At 59.9% G+C, this 20385-nt stretch carries 20 protein-coding genes and 1 tRNA gene; 5 read left to right on the top strand and 16 right to left on the bottom strand.

The features are described 5' to 3' along the window. Window positions 1-339, bottom strand: coding sequence for a hypothetical protein (locus IFT82_RS17640; protein WP_192129298.1), 339 nt, complete (start codon window positions 337-339; stop codon window positions 1-3). Window positions 340-513: 174 nt separating this feature from the next. Between IFT82_RS17640 and IFT82_RS17635 the strand changes: the two genes are divergently transcribed. Both IFT82_RS17635 and rsgA read left to right on the top strand, forming a co-directional pair. Beyond that, the gene (locus IFT82_RS17635) at window positions 514-834 is read left to right on the top strand and encodes a hypothetical protein (protein ID WP_192129296.1); all 321 of its coding nucleotides are present in this window, start codon (window positions 514-516) and stop codon (window positions 832-834) included. Window positions 835-1143: 309 nt separating this feature from the next. Then, a complete protein-coding gene (gene rsgA / locus IFT82_RS17630) occupies window positions 1144-2184 on the top strand; it encodes a ribosome small subunit-dependent GTPase A (RefSeq protein ID WP_192129340.1) in 1041 nt (346 codons plus the stop codon). A 57-nt stretch (window positions 2185-2241) separates the two neighbouring features. Here rsgA and IFT82_RS17625 read toward each other — a convergent pair whose 3' ends face one another. After that, complete coding sequence (locus IFT82_RS17625) at window positions 2242-3045, bottom strand: phosphate/phosphite/phosphonate ABC transporter substrate-binding protein (protein ID WP_192129294.1); 804 nt, start codon at window positions 3043-3045, stop codon at window positions 2242-2244. A 6-nt stretch (window positions 3046-3051) separates the two neighbouring features. Beyond that, window positions 3052-3963: a fatty acid desaturase gene (locus IFT82_RS17620; RefSeq protein WP_199860564.1), complete on the bottom strand. Its 912-nt coding sequence runs from the start codon at window positions 3961-3963 to the stop codon at window positions 3052-3054. Window positions 3964-4657: 694 nt separating this feature from the next. Between IFT82_RS17620 and IFT82_RS17615 the strand changes: the two genes are divergently transcribed. The 3 genes from IFT82_RS17615 to IFT82_RS21540 all read left to right on the top strand — a co-directional run bounded on the left by IFT82_RS17615 (window position 4658) and on the right by IFT82_RS21540 (window position 10177). Continuing rightward, window positions 4658-6238 (top strand): tyrosine-type recombinase/integrase, encoded by a 1581-nt coding sequence (locus tag IFT82_RS17615; RefSeq protein ID WP_192129292.1) that lies wholly within the window; start codon window positions 4658-4660, stop codon window positions 6236-6238. Window positions 6239-7601: 1363 nt separating this feature from the next. Next, window positions 7602-9305 (top strand): hypothetical protein, encoded by a 1704-nt coding sequence (locus tag IFT82_RS17610; RefSeq protein ID WP_192129290.1) that lies wholly within the window; start codon window positions 7602-7604, stop codon window positions 9303-9305. Between the two features lie 437 nt (window positions 9306-9742). Further along, complete coding sequence (locus tag IFT82_RS21540) at window positions 9743-10177, top strand: BLUF domain-containing protein (protein WP_192129288.1); 435 nt, start codon at window positions 9743-9745, stop codon at window positions 10175-10177. 32 nt (window positions 10178-10209) lie between these two features. On the opposite strand, the gene IFT82_RS17600 is transcribed toward IFT82_RS21540, so the two are convergent. From IFT82_RS17600 to IFT82_RS17540, 13 genes are all read right to left on the bottom strand, one after another. Further along, window positions 10210-10707, bottom strand: a complete 498-nt coding sequence (locus tag IFT82_RS17600; protein ID WP_192129286.1) for a GAF domain-containing protein — start codon at window positions 10705-10707, stop codon at window positions 10210-10212. Between the two features lie 435 nt (window positions 10708-11142). Continuing rightward, window positions 11143-11331, bottom strand: coding sequence for a DUF6771 family protein (locus IFT82_RS17595; protein ID WP_192129284.1), 189 nt, complete (start codon window positions 11329-11331; stop codon window positions 11143-11145). Between the two features lie 118 nt (window positions 11332-11449). Further along, window positions 11450-11680 carry a hypothetical protein gene (locus tag IFT82_RS17590; RefSeq protein WP_192129282.1) on the bottom strand — a complete coding sequence of 77 codons (231 nt, stop codon included), beginning with the start codon at window positions 11678-11680 and terminating at the stop codon, window positions 11450-11452. Beyond that, window positions 11677-12186, bottom strand: a complete 510-nt coding sequence (locus IFT82_RS17585; RefSeq protein ID WP_192129280.1) for a type IV secretion protein Rhs — start codon at window positions 12184-12186, stop codon at window positions 11677-11679. Before IFT82_RS17585 ends, IFT82_RS17590 begins: the two co-directional genes overlap by 4 nt. A 120-nt stretch (window positions 12187-12306) precedes the next feature. Further along, entirely contained in the window at window positions 12307-12492 is a 186-nt protein-coding gene (locus IFT82_RS21375) for a PEPxxWA-CTERM sorting domain-containing protein (protein ID WP_342355147.1), read from the bottom strand. A 98-nt stretch (window positions 12493-12590) separates the two neighbouring features. Next, a complete protein-coding gene (locus tag IFT82_RS17575) occupies window positions 12591-13169 on the bottom strand; it encodes a recombinase family protein (protein ID WP_192129276.1) in 579 nt (192 codons plus the stop codon). A 367-nt stretch (window positions 13170-13536) separates the two neighbouring features. Next, a complete protein-coding gene (locus IFT82_RS17570; protein ID WP_192129274.1) occupies window positions 13537-14112 on the bottom strand; it encodes a hypothetical protein in 576 nt (191 codons plus the stop codon). After that, on the bottom strand, window positions 14109-15248 hold the full coding sequence (locus IFT82_RS17565; protein WP_192129272.1) for a hypothetical protein: 1140 nt from the start codon (window positions 15246-15248) through the stop codon (window positions 14109-14111). Before IFT82_RS17565 ends, IFT82_RS17570 begins: the two co-directional genes overlap by 4 nt. 371 nt (window positions 15249-15619) lie before the next feature. Further along, a tRNA-Glu gene (locus IFT82_RS17560) sits at window positions 15620-15694 on the bottom strand. A gap of 69 nt (window positions 15695-15763) precedes the next feature. Next, a complete protein-coding gene (gene recJ / locus IFT82_RS17555; RefSeq protein ID WP_192129270.1) occupies window positions 15764-17521 on the bottom strand; it encodes a single-stranded-DNA-specific exonuclease RecJ in 1758 nt (585 codons plus the stop codon). A gap of 408 nt (window positions 17522-17929) precedes the next feature. After that, on the bottom strand, window positions 17930-18613 hold the full coding sequence (locus tag IFT82_RS17550) for a prolyl hydroxylase family protein (protein ID WP_192129267.1): 684 nt from the start codon (window positions 18611-18613) through the stop codon (window positions 17930-17932). Between the two features lie 57 nt (window positions 18614-18670). After that, window positions 18671-19663 (bottom strand): RcnB family protein, encoded by a 993-nt coding sequence (locus IFT82_RS17545; RefSeq protein WP_244646912.1) that lies wholly within the window; start codon window positions 19661-19663, stop codon window positions 18671-18673. 113 nt (window positions 19664-19776) lie between these two features. After that, window positions 19777-20325, bottom strand: a complete 549-nt coding sequence (locus tag IFT82_RS17540; protein ID WP_192129265.1) for a (2Fe-2S)-binding protein — start codon at window positions 20323-20325, stop codon at window positions 19777-19779. Between the last annotated feature and the right edge of the window lie 60 nt (window positions 20326-20385).

The following is a 20385-nucleotide window of genomic DNA, read 5'->3' as shown; positions in this document are numbered from 1 at the left end:
TCAGCGCTGCTTCCTGGTGATGGTCGCCGTGAAGTCGGGGTCCTTCTTCGCGACCCAGTAGACGAATTTGCGGATGGCCGGGTTGGCCAGCAATCCCTCCACGTCCATCCCGTGCCGTTCAAGTTCGGAATTGGTGAAGTTGGCCGTCACCGTCTGCTGGCAGATCGGATGCATCGGCACGACATCGCGGCCGCCCCGGCTCTTGGGAACGGGATGATGCCAGACGATCGTCTTGCCGATGGGGCGGCCACAGAGCCAGCACGGCGCAGCCGCCGGCATGACCTCGTCCTCGACAGGCGGGGCATCGGCCAATCCGTGCTTGGAATGCTTGCGGGCCATATATCTTTCCGAACTCCGTGTTCTCGTGGGGCCATTGCCGGCGTCGCTGTCTCACGCCCGCCATTGCCATCGATCGGGCGGATATCATGCGCCTGACTTCGCGGGTACCGGTATCGCCGTACCACATCGACGCGACCGGATGGCCCGGGGCGATCCGCGTGCTACGGCATCCGGATGTCAAAATCCCGAAACAACAGTGGCACCGTCGAGGTCGACGGCGAGAAATACGATTGGGAGCTCCAGCGCGAGCCGCAATGGTCGGATGACGACGGCTGGAAGGGGATGATCGTGTCGCTGCTGCAACGGAATACCAAGCGTGAGGCGCTGCTGGAATTTCCTCCCCCCAAGCGCCTGTTGAAGGGGTTGCAGCGGGGGCGTCTGCAACTCGACGACGCGACCGTCGCACGAGGCGTCCGGGCGGCGCTGGGGGCGGGGTGGGAGCCGATGTCGCGCGGCAAGCCGATGATATTTTCCGTGGATGCGGAGGCGAACTGATTCCGCTGCGGGCGGCCTTCATCTCGTCTTCCGCCTCGATCGATGTGGCCCGACCCTAGTCGCGACCGACGGATCGGTGTAGCCGAAAGCACGGTTTGAAGGGTGAGCGCTGTGCTCGAACCCGAACCCCGGACCCGGAGCGACCACCATTCCACGCAAACCGAACTACGACTTCGAACGGCGCGAGCGCGAAAGGCTCAAGGCGGTGGAGTCCGCGAAGAAGGCGCAAGCCAAGCTGGACAAGCGCGCAGGGGGGCAGGGAGCGGCCGAGCCCGACCTGTCGGACGGGTCCTAGATTTCGGCGTGACGATGGGGACGCCCCACCCTGTTCTGGCGCAGCTAGGCTGGACATCCTTCTTCAGCGGGCAGGTCTCGGCCGAGCAGGGCACGACGTACCTGCCGGTTCGCGTCTTGTCGGTTCACCGTGGCCGGGTGACCGTTCTGGGCGAGGAAGGCGAGGAATCGATCTCGTCCAGAATGCCCGCGCAAGGGGCGGCGGAGGATCGACCGACCGTCGGCGACTGGTTGCTGATCGACCCGACCACCCGGGGCATCCTGCGCATCCTCACCCGCACGAGCCTGTTCAAGAGGCCCACCCCCGGTGACGATCGCCGGGTGCAGCTTATCGCCGCGAACGTCGATACGCTCTTCGTGGTCGCCTCCTGCAACCAGGACTTCAACATCGCCCGGATCGAACGCTACCTCGTCCTGACGCGCGAGGTAGGCGCCCGTCCGGTGGTGGTGCTCACGAAAGCCGACCTGTCGCCGACGCCGGACCATCTGGCCGACGCGGCGCGGGCGCTTCAGGCGGGGTTGCAAGTGGAACTGGTCGATGGGCGGGACCCGGCAAGTGTCGCCCGGCTGGCCGCGTATTGCGGCTTCGGCGAGACGGTGGCGCTGGTGGGGTCGTCCGGCGTCGGGAAATCGACGCTGGTAAACACGCTGAGGGGATCGGACGGCATTCCGACCCAGTCGATCCGCGAGGATGACGGGAAGGGCCGGCATACGACGACGGTTCGCGAGATGCATCGCCTGACCGATGATGCGGGCGGAGGCGGGGGCGGTTGGCTGGTGGATACGCCCGGCATGCGCGAACTTCAGATGTCCGAAGTGGCTACCGGCGTGACTGAGGTGTTCGACGACGTCACGGCCGTCACGCTGGAATGCCGTTTCACCAATTGCACCCATGGCGACGAGCCGGGATGTGCCATCCGCGCCGCCATCACGGCGGGTGATCTCGATCCGGCCCGCGTCGAACGGTGGGACAAGCTTGCCCGGGAGGATGTCGCCAATAGCGGTGCCGTCGCGGTGCGCCGCGCCCGTCTTCAGAAGGGCGGCGGCAGGCGATGACGATCGGCCGCCAGACCCGGATACCGGTTCCCGCCGGTCGACGTCCCGGTCCGGCGATCAGGCCAGTACGGGATAGCCCGATTGCACCGCCTCCCGCTCAAGGCGCATGACGAGATCGTACGACGAGACGCCGATGTCCCTGATGGAATGCAGTCGCAGCGTCCGGGCCGCACCGTCAGTCGCCCGGACGCTTTCTGCCAGGACTTGTCGAAGCAGGTCGACGGTGGACGGAGCCGTCGTGATGCTGGTGACGAATGGCAGGTTCGGCACGGGCAGGCTCCATCCGATCGTCCGGGTGGCGTCGGCAAGCGCGGGTTCGTGTCGGGCGAGGTAATCGAACGTGACCGCATCGATCGCGGCGACGTCTGCCGTTCCTTTCACCACCGCGTCCAGTGACGATGCGTGGGACCCCGTCACGACGATGTCGGAAAAGAAGCGGCCATCGGTGTGGAGGGGCGCGACCGCCCGGCGCAGCAGGTTCATGCCGGTATTGGACTGGACGTCGTTGATCGCGGCGCGCCGACCGGCGAGCGCGCCGAGGGTTCCGGCGGCGTCGTCGCGGCGGACGACGAACCGGCTGCGGTGGTAATGGTCCTCGCCGCCATCCCCCTCGTACACAGGCGTCGCCACATAGGTCAGTCGACCGTGCCAACGGGTCGTCAGCGGATAGCCGCAGGTCTGCGCCAGCAGCAGATCGGGATCATCCCAGATCGCGTCGAGCGAGCGATCGCGGTCCAGACGATCGGGAACGTCGGACAGCCCTGCCTGCCGGAGACGGGTCGCGATAGCGGTCCAGAGCCGGTCGTTGGCCGATTGGAGATGGGGCAGATCGTACATCCCCAACGAGGCGACCCGGATCATGATCGATCAGTTCGCATGATCGGGATGCACCAGCACGTCGTGTGCCCGCCACGCATAGCGGCGAAACACCTCGCCATAGCCATCGTAGAGCAGGCCCCCGTTCCGATCCAGCAGATCGATCCGATTGTCCGCATAGAAACGTGGCAGGGCATACCAGGGCAGGCCGGGCGCCCGATGATGGGCGGCATGGAGATTGTTGTTCAGGAACAGGATGCCGAAGATCCCGGCGTTCTCGATGACCGCGACACGGTGATCGGGCGTCGGCGACGCGCGATGCTCGGCGAAGGATCGCAACAGCGTCAGCGACGTGCCGGCATAAATGATCAGCAGGTAAGTGCCGGTCTTCATCCCGCACAGCCGCACCCATGCGAGGATGACGATCACGCCGGCCAGGTGAGTGCTCCAGTCGCGCAGCACGGCGGCGGGCGACACCATCGCGCGGCGGATCTCACCGGCCAGAAAGCCGCCTATCACCACCGCCGGCCCCAGGATCAGCCGGCCGAGCAGCGACGCCTGCATCGCCCGCACCCCCAGCCGGATGGCGCCCCATCTGCCGACCGGACGGCTGGTATAGCGCGATTCGGGGTCCTGCACCGGATCGGTGACATGTCCGGTTGCATGATGGGCGATATGATCGCGCCGGTAACAGGCGAATGGCAGCCACAGCGCCAGCGGCACGCCGCCGATCAAGGCGTTGACCCGATGCCAGCGGGTGGGGTGCCCATGGATCGTCTCGTGCTGGAACGAGCCGTGCCACGCGATCAGCCACGCCCCCGACACCACCACGACTGGACCCGGCAACGGGGCATGGAAGAGGGTGAGCAGCAACCACGCGGTGTAGATCACGACCGCGAGCGCGACGGTGGGCCATTCGATCGGCTGTGACGCGCGATCCCGGCGCGATGTCCGTTGGGCCAAGGCCTTTCTCCTTCCGACCAATGCATTTCCCCTTCGCCGGGAACAACGGCAGGATGCGCAGCACCATCGGCCTGCGGCAATAAATCTATACTATGTTAGTAGATATTAGGAATGGCTCGCTAGTGCAACGATATCGCATCAGGCAGCGTCAGGGCGTGTGACGATCACGTCCGATGGCGGCGGCGAACGCATCAGCGAAGCAACGAGCGGCGGGGGCGGGCTTCATTTACGAACGCCAGCGAGGCCGATGGCTGCCGTGCTGCATCATGTGGGGCCGTGAAGATAGCGCGTCACCGATCCGCGCGAATGAACCGGTCGACCGGTTTCAGGGGGCTGCGAAGGCCCATCGACATGGGCGGAACCATACTGCTCCCGCACCAGCTAAGTCATTGAAATCGCTGATGTGGTGACCCCTACGGGAAGAAGTGCAGGCTACAAGTAAGCCTCTGAAAAGGTACTAGCCGTTGTGATTGCACGGTTTTCTGGCATCCTCTGTGAGACAAAGGTGTGAGACTGCACCCTCACGGAGGAAAATTTGGCTGCCACGGTAAAGCACGTCAGGAAGCGCGATGGCGTGTTCCAATACGAACGCAGGGTGCCGACCCGCATCCGCTCGGACCCACGCCGGTTCGCGGAGCTATTCGGGTCAAAGGCACTGTTTCGTTGCTCGTTGGGTACGAAGGACGAGGGCGAAATGTTCGCTGCCGCCAAGGTAGCCCATAGCGAGTTTGAACGCCTGATTGCTGGCGGTAAGCCGGTTCGGGGGGAGCCGAAGCCCATACCCGTTCACCCGGTGGCGACACGCGCGGTTACCAATGCGGACCTTGCCGCCATTGTTAATCGCTACGCGGACGTGACCGCACAGCCTTTCGAACGGCTGAACTTACGGCGGAACGTAGACGGTCGCGCCGCTGCCGAATACGCCCGCATGGAATACGAGTTGGAGCGGGACGCAGAGGGAATTGCCGCGTCTCTACGTTGCTATGGCGATGACGGTGATGCCCTATCCCTTGGCCCGCAAGCCGAAGCCGGGTTCGTCATCACCGAACAGGGATTAAATGCCCCGGAAGGTAGCTTGGAACGTGGAGCCATCGTTGGCGCGATCCGCGCTGGCATCGAACGGGGCTACAGTCGAATTTCCGACCTATCAGAGGGCAAGGCGGCTCCCCGGCTTGGTAACGCCAAGGTAGCGGCGGAAGCGCCTAAGGCATTGATGCTCGCCGACGTTGTAGAGCGTTATCTTACTGCCCGCGACACGTCCAGAAAGTTGGCTTCCGAAACCCGGTTAGCGCTGCGCCAATTCGAAAGCGTTGTGGGTCGTAAGGACTTAGCCAGCATCACTCGCCCCGATGTTTTTAATTTTGTAGAGCATGTTGCCAATATGACCGTAGGTGGCAAAACCCCCGGCAGTATCTTCCGCCCGATATCAGCACAGAGCATCAAAAAGCGGATTACGATGCTTGGATCGGCGGTAAACCACCTAAAGGATACAGTGCATTTCGAAGGTCCTAACCATTTCGCTGGTGTCAAGGTATCGGCCCTCGCCAAAAAGGTTGACCCTTCTATCATGCCAGAAAAGCGCCGGTTTTACGTCGAAGAGATTAACAGGCTCTTCGAGCATCCTTGGTTTACTGGTTGCAAGTCGGCGAGCGAACCGTACAAGCCGGGATCACACCGTCTTCGGGGGGCAGAGTTTTGGGTGCCAATTGTCGCTCTCTACACAGGTTGTCGAGCCGGTGAACTTGCTGGTTTGACACTATCGGAAGTCCGGCTTGACGATCGGTATCCACACTTCATCGTAAGGCCGAACAAGTACAGAGGCGTTAAAAGTGGCCATATGAGAGAAGTACCCATTCTGGATGCTCTGATCGCCACAGGCTTTGATGATTACGTGCGGCGGATCGCTAAGGGTGGTCATGAAAGGCTGTTTCCAGACTGGACCGTTAGCGCTTCTCTCGCGGCAAAGGATGCAGACGATCCCGCTTGGTCTAATGCTAAGATCATTCGAGCCTTTAACCGGAACGTTGCTGCAACGGCACTCGGTGATAAGCGTAATGAGAATGCTCGACTCGAAACTACATTCCACAGCTTCCGTGGGGCATTTAAAATGATGCTCGGTAAGCACAAAGTGCCGTTTATGACATTGAACAAGGTCATAGCTCACTCTCCGAACGAACTAGACAAAAGATACCTTAGCCAAATGTCGATCGAGGAAACCTACCCCGATGTACACGGCTGTAACTACAAAGACATTGTTCTTCCGAAAGCTCCATAATTGATAGGGTGGCGGACCCTATCCCGCCACCTGTTGCCCTCCCCCCCGTCCTAGATCGCTACCACCCCCACCGGACGACGTCATCCCCATCATTCGTAAGTATAATAAACGCCAATTTATAAAAGTTCGCTAACAGTGGCGGCTAACTAATGGAACTAGAAGAGTAACGGTAGACACTATTAAGCTAACTATATCGATCATCTAAATTGGTTTTGTACAAGCCATTGCCGCCTATCGCCCGTTGGCTATGATCCCGTCGTCATCCCAATACGAAGGACTTGTGTAATGCTCTGCACTGTGCCGGGAAGTTATAACCTGTCATTCTAAAAGCCCTTCCAATGCCATGCCGTCTGTAATGCGATTACAGGCTGTTTGTAGGTAGCGGCAGGCCACATACCCAAAAGGCCAGCAAGGCTCTGTACGGGCTTCTACGGGGCATATGCGGGGTATTGGACATAGCTCCTAGCTACCCCGCTTCCGGCCCCTTGGTATTCCTGCCGACCCCGTGACCGTAGCGCTTATGCCCGCCGATCACCGGTCACGCGTTCACCGGAATAACGAATGCCATTGTATGGCTAGGTCCGTTCACGACGCCCCTAGGAGTGTCACATCGCCGCTTGGATCGCTCGCGGCTCGGTTAAGACCAGCCCAACGCCCCATTACGATTGCTTAGCCGACCCTAGAAATCGGTGCCGTGACTCTAGTAATCTCGCATCGCGGATAACATCGCCTGTTCCCGCGCTAGTAATGACAAATTTTTCTCTAGCACTGCCATCCTACAAGCCATTGCGATCCCCCGGCCCCGATCTACGATGCTGTCTCCACCATTGATAGGAGATACCATAAACATCAGTGATGTCCATTAGCTCGCTTATCCAGTTACCGGACAATGCTGACATTTGACCGTAGAAGCCTCGACATCGTAGTTTTGGCTTGCTGGCAGGAATAGCGGCGAGACACCGCTTAAGGGGTCTGTGCCGGCTTGTGCCCGTCTTCCGAACTGGAAAGCTATCGGCCCATTTCCAGCGACAGGGCGAAGATTGCCCCAACCGGGGCGCCTTCGGATAGTCGGGGTGTGAGCATAGTTTTTCGTGGGCAATAATTCTGATCCACCAGTCTTTCCACGTAATCGGAATGAATGTTTTTACAGGGCGAGCCCCTTCCGCAAGAGAATCCCGGAAAGTTTAAAGGGAGGAAAAATTAACTGAAAACGCCGTTTGATTAAGAAATTTAGCAGCCATGACTTAAACTTACCTTAATTAGACTAAACTTATAACAAATACGAAGCCTAATGTTTGAAAGTTCACTAATTACTATAATAGTAATAAGTTATATGAAGTTTTATCAGAAAGAACTATATTAAATGTCAATTGTACTACCTTATCAGCTTAAGAATGCTTTTTTTGGAAGTTTAGGCTTGGAGCCTTCAACAGAATCTAATGAGCCTGTTATTACTTTCCTATGCAAGCAGATTTTATCAACCCTTTTTACTGGCTTATCCGGTTACAATAAGGTTATTAGTTTCGATGTAGGCCGGGGCAAGTCACTATTCATCATTACCTTGCTCCGGTTCCTTAAAGATAGAGGACTTCTATCTACCGGAGGAATTGTTGTATTCCTGTCTAGACACGACGAGATTCGAAACTTTATTACCGGTTCCGGTTTAGAAGAGGATGATTACGCCGTCTACACCGGTAATAATGACCTTAATGCTATGGGACTTGGGAACCTTAATATCAATGAAGCACCGGTCCTGTTTGTAACCCAACAGAAGCTACAAGCGTATTGGGATAAGAATGGTGACAAGCCATCCCTTACCTTCGCGGATATGTCTAAGCTTCACTACAGGGGTATGCCCCGTAAACTTCGGTTGTGGGATGAACGGTGGCTAGGGGGTAAGCCTGTAACTGTTAAGCTGGACGACGTATTGGCCCTTCCCATTCAATACCGGATGAAAAACGAGGGGCTATGCAGCCTTATCGATACGCTTGGACAGGAAGCTTACCGGGACGATACCGTCATCCTTACGGTTCCGGCTGGCTTCAAGGACTTCAAGCTACCCTATAACGCCCCCGATAGGCATCGGGATACGGTCAAGGCGCTGGCGGAACTGGCGGGGGCTGTGGTTCGCGTCGTGACTAGCAATCAATCCGGTAAGGTGCTGTGCGGGTCCAGTTGTCCTTTTCCGGCGGATATGGCCCCTATGTTCATCTTCGATGCCGCTGCACGGGTTACAACGGGCTACGGTCATCGACAGGCGATTGTCGGCGATACCCAACGCCTTGGCACGATCCAGAGCGATTACCGGAATGTCAGGGTGCATTGTTGGGAACAAGGCGCGTCACGTAGTAGCCTACGCGGCAAAGTCGTCCGGGATCGGGTTGTGGACGGTATTGCCGCTACCAGCAACGAGCGCTTCCTAATCGTCCACCCCAAGGCGCGGGATGAAGACGGCTACGACCTTCTAGATGAAATCAGAAAGGCATTGGACGACCCTAGCCGGGTGGATTTCATCCACTGGGGAAACCATCACGGAACCAATGAACACCGGGAGACACGCAACGTCATCCTGATCGGGGTGTGGCATAAGCCTACCAGTGCTGTCGTCGCGGAATATATGGCGATGACGGGTTTAGCGGGCGACCAGATGGAAGATGGTGACTGGAACGAGCTTGGGGGCGGGTTACTGAAAGAGAACGTCATGCAAGCAGCGGGGCGGGCGAACCTTCGCAACGTCCGAGACGGGGTGGCGGGGGAGTGCAACGTTTATGTAATTACCGCTGCTAAGGATAAGCCTATAAAGCTTGTACAGGACGTGTTCCCCAATGGGGTGGTTGTGCCGTGGATGCCGGTTGAAAAGCCGCTGGCGGGCCGTCCTGAACAGCTTATCAATCATCTGGTAGGTTTGAAGTCTAGCGGCTTTGGCGAGGCTCGCAAGCAAGACGTTAGCAAAGCGCTTGGCTTATCGACAAGTGGTCTAAGCAACCTGTTAAAGAGTACGGCAGAATTGCTACGGCAACAGGGCTTTGAGTGGAAAGGACAGAAGATATCTTGGGGCCGTGCTTAGTGTGAGCCTACTATGAACCGATAGCTAGTGGCTGCATGGACACAGAAAACGCCCTTCCATTCGACCTAGGACTTCCGACTTCCGAGCTGCAATCACCACAACAATGACCCGGCATGGCTCCCTATCGCCGGGTAGTATTCATCTAGCGAGATGGCTCGTTGTGTAGCTCTTTGATATGTCGTGGCGTTAGATAGCAGGTTATGGCTGTAAGCCGCGCATAAGCCTCGTAGCGCCCTATAGCGATGGTTGGGCTAGTTCCACTAGCCCAATGACGCCTTCGGCCTTGTAAGGCCATCTACGGGGGGATTGAGGCGACGCGCTGTGGTTCCATGATTCAACGGCGACCGGGGCCGGTCATGGTGTCCTAACCTATGTGATATCCGATGATTGTCCGACCAGATATGACATAAACACTGTCGTTTTTATGGAACGGTTGCGTGGAACTACAAAGCGTACTTTATGTAAGTCGTAGTAATATAGACTTTCCGAATAAAGCTTATCTGGTTGGTGACCTTGTTAGATGGTCTGTGTCATGGAATAGGCGCGTCGGGATAACAGGTGCTTTAGCGTTCACAGAGACGCACTTCTCGCAATATATCGAAGGTCCGCCGCAAGCCATAAGCGATCTTGTGTCGAAAATACTATGTGATGACCGTCACTGTAATGTTGATGTGATTAGAATAGCGCCAACCATAGACAGAACGTTCCAAGATTGGAGCCTAGCATTCTCCGGGCCCGATGCCTTTACAGGGGACCATCTTAGGCCCCTGATTGAACGAGATTTAGAAGATAAGGCATTGACCGATCAACTGGCCGACAAATGGATACGATTCCTCAAAGAAATGGCGGCAGCAACTCAAACGCACATATAACCTTTTACAGGTTCAACGATTGGCAGCCCACCTTAGGTAAGCATTCCGGTCACCCGATCAGCGAACCCACACAAAAGCCCGGCTTCGTACTCACTAAAAGACGAACGCGGCGTGGAATCGCTGACACATAGCGCACCAATAGCCAATCCTGCCTTATCTAACACGGCAGCACCGGCGTAGAATCCAATAAGGCCATTATCTACAAAAGGGTTACCGGCGAATCTATCGTCGCTGACCGCGTTAAGCACAATAAAGACTGTGCCGGGGTCATAGATTACGTAACTGCTAAGCGTAGTAGATCGACGGTACAGCCCTGCTAGCCCGTTGGAAGAAGCTATAACGTGTTGAATCTGATCTATCATTAATATTAAGCCACACCAACGCGCATTAAAAACGCGGCGACCTTCTTTCGTGAAGTCACATAATAGTGGCTCATTAACCCGATCCAACAAGCCAGACTGCTCGGCAGCTAAGCTCCTAGTGCGGTCATTTTCGGGCAACGGCGCGGGCGTAAAGATCGTGATACCCATGCTGGCTGCGCCACCCTCTCCCCGCTGCTTGGTAAATGCAGTCGTTGTTGCCCTATGCCGTAACCATTACCGAACCGGACTTAAACCGCAAGCACTTGAACCGGAACCGAACGGGGGCAGTCGCTATCCCCGTATCTTGCCGATGACCCGCTTCCATTCCCCTTCGCCTTCGGGGAAGAATTTCATATGCGTGACGCCCTGTTCGGTTGGTCGGGGGGTCGGGTTTCTTGCCCCGCACTTGTGACAGCGAAAGTGATCCATCACGTTGCCGTCTAGCGCCATCGACCAGCGCCAGATCGATCCCCATCGCCAGACCTGTCCGCTGCTAAGGATTGCCGTATGACGACACCGCCGGTTGCGGCATTCCAAATGCAAGTTCGTCCGGTCCCGGCAGAAGTCGTAGAGGCTACGGAAGCGCTGGTTGCTTCCCATAGGTCACAGCGGGAGTGGAAGCTGTTCGCCACCGTCTACTGGAAGCGCGTAGAGGCTGTTGTAGACGTATGATGCCACTTCGTGGCGCGCCGCCTCTCTTAGCCCCTCTTGCGGCATCGTAAGGGCGACCAAGGCCCAACCCGGCGCTTCCTCGATTAGCTCCGCGATCCGCTCAACGGTGATGATACCCATAACTTTCCTCCTACACGTCCTTTTGGAACATAATAGGAACGAAAAGCAAGGGGTGTGATCCGTCGCGCTTGATCGAACAACAAAAGGCTTGGCAGTCGCCTCTGCCCTTACATGCCGGTTATCGACCAGACCGACCGGCGATCCGCTTCCACCCAATCAGGATCAACGCATACACGACGACAGCTAGGACGATGGTGCCGATGGTCTGTGCCATCACCGTGCCTTCGTCGGGGGGTGGCAATGACGGGTTCCGGCTTCCGCCAAAGAAGCCGTAGGATACCGTCGTCACCAACCACCAATACGCGGCAGTCAAGGCGCTCTGGATCAACGCGACCACAAACGTCTTCATGTTCGACTTCCCTGTATGAACGGGATGGTGGCAATGTAATCAGCTATAGCCCCGGAACCACGGGTAGGCTTCATGCCATGATAGATGCGAAAATAGTCGGCAACGATAGAAGCCTGTTGCTCAACCCCGAACGAGATTAAGCTTCGTTTGGCACCTGACAGATCGCCATAGTCATAGGTTCGATTAGCTAAGGCTCTTGCCCGCACCCACATACCTTGTTGGTGCTGCCATACATGGGTTAATTCGTGGATTAACCATGCCATCTGGCTAACGTTCACGCCGAAGTCAGCAAGGTAGTCTGACTTGTTGAAATAAACCTCGCCATTCGGGGCGATGGCTGTTCCGTTTGGCTGAAAGAAATAAGCCGGGGTATTGTGTACTTTAGTGCGCTTGTAGTCGATGGCGCTACCGAACACGGCAGATGCGTATCGTAGCTCTCGCGGTGTCAAGGAACGAGCTATGTCCCCGTCATTCGGCTTTGCGGCGGTAGTGGGCTTCTGTGCCATTCCCATCCCCTTAAGCGGTCCTCGAACCAAAGCCTCGGCACGAAAGAGGTTCCGCTTAAAGCATGAAGGGCCGCTAACCTCTGGCTAGCGACCCCACCACCTACGCTAAAGCATGGGAGTTCAAGCGTAGGCGATCTTTGTAGCACGACGACGGTAGCGAGCGGTAGCGCCAACCATCCCGAAGCCCGCGATCATAAGAAGCCAAGAGGATGGCTCCGGTACCAGTGACGCCAACGCTACAGGCGCAAGAACGCCATACCCTAGCGCACTAACCCCGAACCCCTCGATAGCCCTTCGGTCGAACACCAAGGCGTCGTAGACGGTGGAGCCGAACTAATAGGCGAAAGAGGCTACTAACCGACCCACAATTGATCGGGAAGCCGCTTGTGATACCGTCGTTGCCATCATGCAGTAGCACAGTACCGCTTCACCGTGGCCAACGAGAGTCCGAACCGCGAAGCTGTCTGTGCGATGCTCGCCGTGTTCTCTTTGCGCCAAGCTTGAACTTCAACGCGATCCGCCGCCATCGGCCTTCCAAGGCTTGCCTTACCCCGGTGCGTCCTACCTGTTGCAGCTAGGGCAGCCTTTGCAGCGGTACGACCGGCATCGCACCGGTCCCTGATCCGCTGGCGTTCCATTTCCGCTACCTGTGCCAGTACCGCTACGATCAATTCCCCGACGCCCTTGGCGATGGGACCAAGCCCCCGCACGTCCACCGTAACGCCCTTGTCTATCAGGCGACGGATGGTGGTCTGGATATCGAGGGCATCGCGACCAAGGCGATCAATGGCGTAGATGCAAACGGTGTCGCCTTCACGTACAAAGTTCAACAGCGCAGCGAACCCCGGTCGGTCGGCGGCAAGCACAGCCCCCGATACGCCTTCATCGGCAAACTCCCTTTCAAAGGTGCCGCCAAGCGCCTGACGTTGTGACTCCACGCTTTGGTCCGAAGTCGAACAGCGGACGTAAAGGATACGGGACATACAGGCTCCGAGTCGCTCAAAAGATAGACTCTTATTAAGCGCCTAGCTTGTTATTGTGGAGTCCTATCTTTTGAACCCGACCGTGTTGAGGCTTGGTGGGTGGCTCGCATGTTACAACTTTCGTTGGGCTGCACCCGCCGTATGGACCACTTCTAACTTTCTTTCGGACGAGGGCTGTTGCCCCACCCGAAAGGCATTACAGCGCCGCGTGGCGGGGCGTGGAGCGCTTCACAGATCAAGCGGGTCATCGAGCGCGGGTAGCTCGATAAGGGAGCTACAAGCGCCCCTGTATCATGATGACTTATCGCTATTCAATGCTTTCGGCATCCGCGCGTAAGACAGCACTTCACACACCCGAAGAAAGTGCTTAGCTTTCGGAACAGGTCAATGTGCGCTTCCAGAAGCGACCTGTTGTCACCTGAATATTGTCCATGCCGGTTGCTCTGTTGGAAGCCGTAATTAGGCTTTGACTGTTATCAAATATATATTCTAGTTCTTGATATAGCGGTCCTAATTTCGTGCCAGTCGGATTTTTTTCCGCTTCCACTACAAAGTTGACCACAGCATCATCGAACCGTTTAGCCGTCTCTTTACCATCGATGTTCAAGTAGGGTGTAACGTAAGCTAATCTTGTGCGCTGCTGTCGCAAATTAAGAAGAACGGCTTTTTTCGACGCATCGGCATTGTGTCCATGCAAAGCCTTCCCCATGTAGTCATCAACAAGAGGTTCAAAGTCTGCCGCGACGGTACGGAAACGCTCTACGTCTGCAAGTCGTTGAGTGCGTATAGCCTGACACTCGGCCGAACGATCCTGTGCAACAAATCCAAAATAGCTTGTAAATACCGTTGTTAAAACGAATCCGCCGACCATTATTATACGGTCAAAGCTCGAAAGCTTCGAAGTCGTTGGCGGTGGAGTGGTAGCCATCGTCGTGCTGCTCACTTCTTCCCACCCTTATGGGTGGATGCGTGCATCGATGTATTAAGTCCGGTTTCTTTCTTCGTCTCTTTTAGAGCCTCACACATTTCCTTGAATTCATCGAAATGTGCCAAGCGCATAGAATTGCGAGCGCGCTCTTCAACCTGAACGGCGCAAGGGTCTTTTTTCAGCATAGCAGAGTTACGAACACGAATCTCTGTGGTTTGAGCGAACGCCGCCCCTGAAAGCGCTGCCGTCATCAAGGCGCCAATCACAAGCGGCGCAATGTGGTCGTTATATATCCGCTGAAAACCGGGTGAAGATATGCTTTGGTCGAGTTCTGGCACCAAGTCGCGCCGCTCGCGGAGGAAGGCGAGCGCCTGTTGAATGTGAAGCTCTGCCCCAGGCTGAACACTAGCTTCTTCTGCGGCAAGAAGTCCAGCAACATAATTATTAAATAATTGAATATTGAAATCATCAAGTGTGCTAAAGTCTTGTGAAGTCGTAAAAACCTTAGTGCTATTGATACCTTGGAAAACAAATTGTTTGAATGCGGCCTTGGCTACTTCTTCGCGTAGGCTTCTCTCAATCTGCATAACGGGCGTAGGCCGACCAACGGCTCCCCGAAGGGCAGGGCTTAAAGATGCCTTCTGCTTCCTGCCAAGCCAGCGAACCGGACGAACCATCATATCCTCGCCGGGATAGGCGCGCACAGCTTTCCGGCGCTCGACTGGCCCCGATATTTCAGCAAAAAGAACGTCGCCAATGTACGTCTTGCTTGGTATAATAAGGACGGCACCTATTGGTAGATCATAGTAGAGCCGCTGGATTGCGCCTACATATGCCCCGATGCGACGGTTCGACGCCTTGCCTTTGTAGTCTGCCTGATCACGCGATGGCTCGCTGGATCGCTTTCCAAGGCGCCAATCGCGTATCTCAATCGATCGAGCCACGATCTCTCGTAAGGCTACGGTCGCCTTCGGCTTCTTTTCAAGCGATAGCGGTAGGTCCGGGAAATCGAGGAAGATAGCGTCCTCGCGCTGAAAGTCGTCGTAAAGGGAAAACGACGCGCCGGGCCGAATGACGTACATGTCCTCGTCATCCGCGATGATACGCGTAGCAATATCGATTTCGATGACGTTGTGTTCGTTGGCGCTCATTCGAACATTCACTTCCTCTTAAACGCCTGCACACGAACGCGTCCGACCGGCATCAAGGCCTACACGCGGTCATCCGCATCATATTCGCAACCGACGAGCAGCCACGATAGCGTACTCGAAACGAAAAAGCGTACAGAATTAAAAGGGCCAAAACGGACTTTGGATGGGCGTATTGGGTGCTTGACCGGACTAGGTGATCCCTTCCGCCACAGGGTCTTACGTGACGTAGGAAGCCGTCCGTAAAGCTGTTGGAGATTCGAGGGCATGCATCGTTTGATTGGCTTTATGCCGTCGAGACGCCAATTTTATGTGAGACAAAAGTGTGAGACAATCGCGTCTTCATTCCAGCTAAGTCGTTGAAGTTGCTGGCGTGGTGACCCCTACGGGAATCGAACCCGTGCTTCAGCCGTGAAAGGGCCGCGTCCTAACCGCTAGACGAAGGGGCCGTCATGGCGTTGCGTGCCGTTAGGGGAGGATCGGCGGGGCGTCAATCCTTTGTGTGGTCGGTCGCGTCATCAATCGGCCCAGGCGGCGTCGTCGAGGTGGAGTTCGGCGGCGGGGCGGCTGCCCCAGTCGTCGCGGCGGGCGCGGCCGGCGAGCCAGAGGCGCCGGTGGGGCGGGCAGGCGAGCAGCGCCTGGCCGAGCGGCGTGTCGGCGGCGCGGAACGCCATCGCCTTGATCCGGCCGCCATCGTCGCCCGCCGCGATCGCGCGGACATGGCCGTTGCCGACGATATCGACCTTGATGAGGCGGAACGGCCCCGCCGCGACGCGGGGGTGCGGCCAGCCGGCGCCGTAGGGGCCGCCGACCTCCAGCGAATCGACCAGCGCGGGGGTGATGCCGCCGGGGGCCAGCACCGCATCGACCAGCAGCGCCCGGTCCTCGCGCGCGGTGGCGACGGTGGCGGCGAGGCGTTCGTCGAGGAAGGCGGCGAGCGCGGGGAGGCTCGCCTCCGCCACGGTCAGCCCGGCGGCCATGGCGTGGCCGCCGCCGGCGATCAGGTGGCCATGCTCCTTCGCCGCGAGGATCGCGGCGCCGAGATCGACGCCGGTGATGGAACGGCCCGAGCCCTTGCCCAGCCCGTGTTCGTCGATCGCGACGACGACGACGGGGCGGCCGAGCCGTTCCTTGAGCCGGCCGGCGACGATCCCGATCACGCCGGGGTGCCAGCCATGGCCGGACACGACCGCGACACTGGCGGCGAGGTCGATGCGGGTATCCGCCTCGATCTGCACCGCCGTCTCGATCGCGCGGCGATCCTCGTTCAGGCGGTCGAGATCGGCGGCGAGGGCACGGGCCTCGTCCGGGTCGGCGGTGGTGAGCAGGCGGACGCCGAGATCGGCCTGCCCGACCCGGCCACCGGCATTGATCCGGGGGCCGAGCGCGAAGCCGAGATCCTGCGCAGTGGGCGCGCGGGTGAGGCGCGATGCCTCGATCAGGGCGGACAGGCCGATGTTGCGGCGGCCGGCCATCACCTTCAGCCCCTGCGTCACGAAGGCGCGGTTGAGGCCGCGCAACTGGGCGACATCGGCGACGGTGCCGAGCGCGACGAGATCAAGCAGGTCGAGCAGCTTCGGCTTCGCCCGATCGGCGAAGTACCCGCGTGCCTCCAGCGTGCGGACCAGCGCGGCGGCAAGCAGGAAGCACATGCCGACCGCGGCGAGATGGCCGTGCGCGGCGGCCTCCGCCGCCTCGTCGAGGCGGTTGGGGTTCACCAGCGCGTGCGCGTGGGGCAGCGCGGTGGCGCATTTGTGGTGATCGACCACGACCACCTCCACCCCGGCGTCGCGCGCGGCATCGAGCGCGTCGAACGCCTGCGCGCCGCAATCGACGGTGACGATCAGCGTCGCCCCCTCCGCCGCCAGCCGGCACAGCGCCGCGCAGGTGGGGCCATAGCCTTCGAGCAAGCGATCGGGGATGTAGGGGCGGGCGGCCAGACCGAGATCGGCGAGGACACGGACCATCAGCGCGGTCGAGGTGGCGCCATCGACATCGTAATCGCCGAAGATCGCGACCTGTTCGCCGGCCTGCACCGCATCGGCGAGGCGGGCGGCGGCGCGGTCCATGTCGCGGAAGATCGAGGGATCGGGCATGAAGCCCCGGATCGAGGGGGTGCGATGCGCCTCGATCTCGTCGGGGGGGCAGCCGCGCGACAGCAGCAACTGGATCAGCAGGCCGTCTTCGCCCAGCGTCCCGTCACGCGCATCGGCGGACAGCGAGCGCCATCGCCAGGGCTGGCCGAGGATCGAACGGGTGACGCCGAGAACGGTCATGCGGTGGGGGTCCGGCAGGGTGCGAGGGGAATCGGAAAGTCACGAACGTCGCATCCTACAGGGGTGCGCGGGAACGCCCGGCGGTGGGGCGGTGTCGCGCCATGGCATGATCGGTCGTCTATCGCGGTGACGGCGAAGTCGCTGTAAAATATGCCCGTTTTCCTGACGAAGACGACGCCGGCGGGCGTCGGTGTCGCGCGGCGCACGGATCTGGCGGCGTTCGATGCCCCGATCGGAAAGTCACGGTCAGTCATGCGGAGAAATACCCGGCTGGACCCCGGCCGTTGCCGGGGCGGGGGCGATGGGGAGACGGCCGATCGGGCGGGGAAGCGGCCATCACCGGGAGTCGGATCGGAAGTCGGCGCGCCATCGGGCCGCCCTGCCACGATCGCGGGGCTGTAGGACAGGCTATTTGATCCAGCGGCCCTCGCGGAACCACTTCGTCACGATGTACTTCACACCCTCCACCACCGGCATCCCTTCGTGGATGGTCAGTTCGTTGGGCGTGCCGTCGGGGTTCATGTTGTTCCAGATCAGCATCAGCCCGCGACGGGGCGCGACCTTGATGCCGGCCTGCGGGAACCAGGTGGCGCCGCCTTCGGTCACGTCGTTGAGGTAGATCATCGCGGTCCAGGTGCGCTGCCCGCCCTCCTTGACCATGCGCGGCCAGTAGCTTTCGCTTTCGTGGAAATAATCGTGGTGCGCGCGGAAATGCTGGCCGGGGGCGTAACGCTGCCCCTGCATCGTTTCGCCGTGCGCCGGATCGATGCCGAGCAGGTCGGCGATGCCCGTGTCGATCGGCTGGATGTCCGCCGACCAGCGATCCATGTCGCAACTGTCCGAGGTGCGGAAATTCTGGTCGTTGCGGTCCGACAACAGCGTCGAGGGCCGGCGATTGGTGTCGATCGTGTCGATCAGCCGCGCGCAGGTGGCCGCATCGAGGAAATCGGGACGGTAATAGACCTGCGCCGCCGGGATCGCAGCGCGTTCGACCATGGGATCGGCATCGAGCCGGGCGGCGACATCCGTCCCGAAACGCTGACGGACGGGCGAGGCGGCAGGTGCTTTCCTGCGGGGGGAGAACAGGCTCATGATCCCCGTATGTTCGGGGCGCGCCGGCCCGAAAGCAAGGGGCCGGCGCGCGAAGTCCTACCAGAAGATATCGTAGACGCTGTCTACGACGAGGCCGGTGCGCAGATCGATCAGCAACGCATCGCCGAAATAGCGGACCCAGCGATAGGGGCCGTACGCCTCCGGCAGGCGATAGGCGAACGGGTCCCCGATCCAGTAGTTCTGGCCCCACAGCCCCGACGACAGCGTCGCGCCGATTCCGAACCGGCGATAGCCGCCGCCCCAGCCGGAGGGCGCATAGTAGCGCGGCAGGCGATAGGCGTTGCGGTTCGCGGTGCGGTATCGCGTCCAGTCGTAGCGGGTGTCGTTACGCCAGCCACGGTTCCAGCCGCCGCGATTGCCGTTGTCCCGATCGGAATACCAGGCGCTGCCGCCGCGGGAGTCGGTCCAGCGGCGCCCGTCGTCATCGCGGCGCCCGTCTAAACGGCGCCCGTCGTAACGGGGGGCATCGTTGCGGCGACCGTCGTAGCGGCCATCGCCCTGACGATCGTTGCCCTGACGATCATTCCAGCGCGGATCGCCGTTCGGGCGGGGGCCGTCACGGCGGGGATCGACCGTATCGCGCCCGCCGATGCCGTCGCGGCGGCCATCGTCGCCGCCGCCGCGCGACCAGCCGGCACCGTTGCGGTCGGGCCGGGCGCCGGCGTTCCAGCGCCCGTCATTGCCGCGCCCGTCATTGCCGCGACCATCGTCCTGCCGGGGGGCGGGGCGGGGTTGATCGGGGCGGGTCTGGTCGGGGCGGGGTTGCTCTGGACGGGGCTGGTCTGGACGGGGCTGGTCCACCGCCCGATCCCGGGTGCGCTCGAAGCGGCGGCGGGCGTCGTCGGCGCCGCCCCCGGCCGGTTGCATCTGGTCGCGCCACGGACGCTGGCGGGCTTCACCGGTGGCGGGGCCGGCCGCGGGGCCGCCGGTGCCCTCCGCGCGGGAGCGGCGTTCGCCCCGGTCCTGCGCAGCCGCCATGGTCGGCAGCACCATGGTGGCGGTCAGCAATGTCACGATCAGCCTGCGCATCCGCTTCGTCCTTGTTCGCCGGGGTTAAGACGGCGTTGTCGATGGATGAACCGTGCCATGGTCACGGTGAGGCGAAGCTGAACCGCGCTGTCAGCGGCGCGACAGGTTTCGGTTCACCGGGCAGGCGGGCGGGGGGAAAGCGCGGGGACCGAAATGGCCGCTTCGGCGGGGGTGATGCCGGGGCGGGTGGCGGCGGGGATCACCTCTTCGCCGCGCATCGCCGCGGCGGCGTGGCGGATCGCCTCGACCAGCCGGGGATAGATGCCGCAGCGGCACAGGTTGGTGATGGCGGCCCGAATCGTCGCCTCGTCCGGGTCGGGTACGCGGCGGAGCAAGGCGGCGGCGGCCATGATGATGCCGGGGACGCAGAACCCGCACTGGACGACGTTGCCGGCGAGGAAGGCGAGTTGCAGCGGATGATCGCGGTCGCGCGAAAGCCCCTCGATCGTGGTGACGAAACTGCCTTCCGCCTGCGCGATCGTGATCCGGCAGGACGGCACGGCGCGGCCATCGACATCGACGATGCAGGCGCCGCAATGACCGGTGCCGCAGCCATAGCGGGTGCCCGTCAGGTTCGATGCGTCGCGCAGCGCCCACAGCAGCGGGGTGGCCGGATCGAGCCGGTATTCGACGGCCTGGTCGTTGACGGTGAAACGGGTCATGCCGATCCGGGATAGCGCAAGGGACGCACGCTGCGAAGCAGTGGCGTGCGCGGCCTTGGC

The sequence above is a fragment of the Sphingomonas sp. CFBP 8760 genome (genome assembly GCF_014841615.1).
GTDB lineage: Bacteria > Pseudomonadota > Alphaproteobacteria > Sphingomonadales > Sphingomonadaceae > Sphingomonas.
This window is presented reverse-complemented; position numbering and strand designations above follow the sequence as displayed.

Excerpts from the sequence above, each read along its gene's own strand:
- IFT82_RS17615 (WP_192129292.1), top strand. The coding sequence starts at position 4,658 with ATGTTCGCTGCCGCCAAGGTAGCCCATAGCGAGTTTGAACGCCTGATT.
- IFT82_RS17595 (WP_192129284.1), bottom strand. The coding sequence starts at position 11,331 with ATGGGTATCATCACCGTTGAGCGGATCGCGGAGCTAATCGAGGAAGCG.
- IFT82_RS17545 (WP_244646912.1), bottom strand. The coding sequence starts at position 19,663 with ATGCGCAGGCTGATCGTGACATTGCTGACCGCCACCATGGTGCTGCCG.
- IFT82_RS17540 (WP_192129265.1), bottom strand. The coding sequence starts at position 20,325 with ATGACCCGTTTCACCGTCAACGACCAGGCCGTCGAATACCGGCTCGAT.
- IFT82_RS17610 (WP_192129290.1), top strand. The coding sequence starts at position 7,602 with ATGTCAATTGTACTACCTTATCAGCTTAAGAATGCTTTTTTTGGAAGT.
- IFT82_RS17625 (WP_192129294.1), bottom strand. The coding sequence starts at position 3,045 with ATGATCCGGGTCGCCTCGTTGGGGATGTACGATCTGCCCCATCTCCAA.
- IFT82_RS17585 (WP_192129280.1), bottom strand. The coding sequence starts at position 12,186 with ATGGCACAGAAGCCCACTACCGCCGCAAAGCCGAATGACGGGGACATA.
- IFT82_RS17640 (WP_192129298.1), bottom strand. The coding sequence starts at position 339 with ATGGCCCGCAAGCATTCCAAGCACGGATTGGCCGATGCCCCGCCTGTC.
- rsgA (WP_192129340.1), top strand. The coding sequence starts at position 1,144 with ATGGGGACGCCCCACCCTGTTCTGGCGCAGCTAGGCTGGACATCCTTC.
- IFT82_RS17600 (WP_192129286.1), bottom strand. The coding sequence starts at position 10,707 with ATGGGTATCACGATCTTTACGCCCGCGCCGTTGCCCGAAAATGACCGC.
- IFT82_RS17635 (WP_192129296.1), top strand. The coding sequence starts at position 514 with ATGTCAAAATCCCGAAACAACAGTGGCACCGTCGAGGTCGACGGCGAG.
- IFT82_RS17590 (WP_192129282.1), bottom strand. The coding sequence starts at position 11,680 with ATGAAGACGTTTGTGGTCGCGTTGATCCAGAGCGCCTTGACTGCCGCG.
- IFT82_RS17565 (WP_192129272.1), bottom strand. The coding sequence starts at position 15,248 with ATGAGCGCCAACGAACACAACGTCATCGAAATCGATATTGCTACGCGT.
- IFT82_RS17575 (WP_192129276.1), bottom strand. The coding sequence starts at position 13,169 with ATGTCCCGTATCCTTTACGTCCGCTGTTCGACTTCGGACCAAAGCGTG.
- IFT82_RS17550 (WP_192129267.1), bottom strand. The coding sequence starts at position 18,613 with ATGAGCCTGTTCTCCCCCCGCAGGAAAGCACCTGCCGCCTCGCCCGTC.
- recJ (WP_192129270.1), bottom strand. The coding sequence starts at position 17,521 with ATGACCGTTCTCGGCGTCACCCGTTCGATCCTCGGCCAGCCCTGGCGA.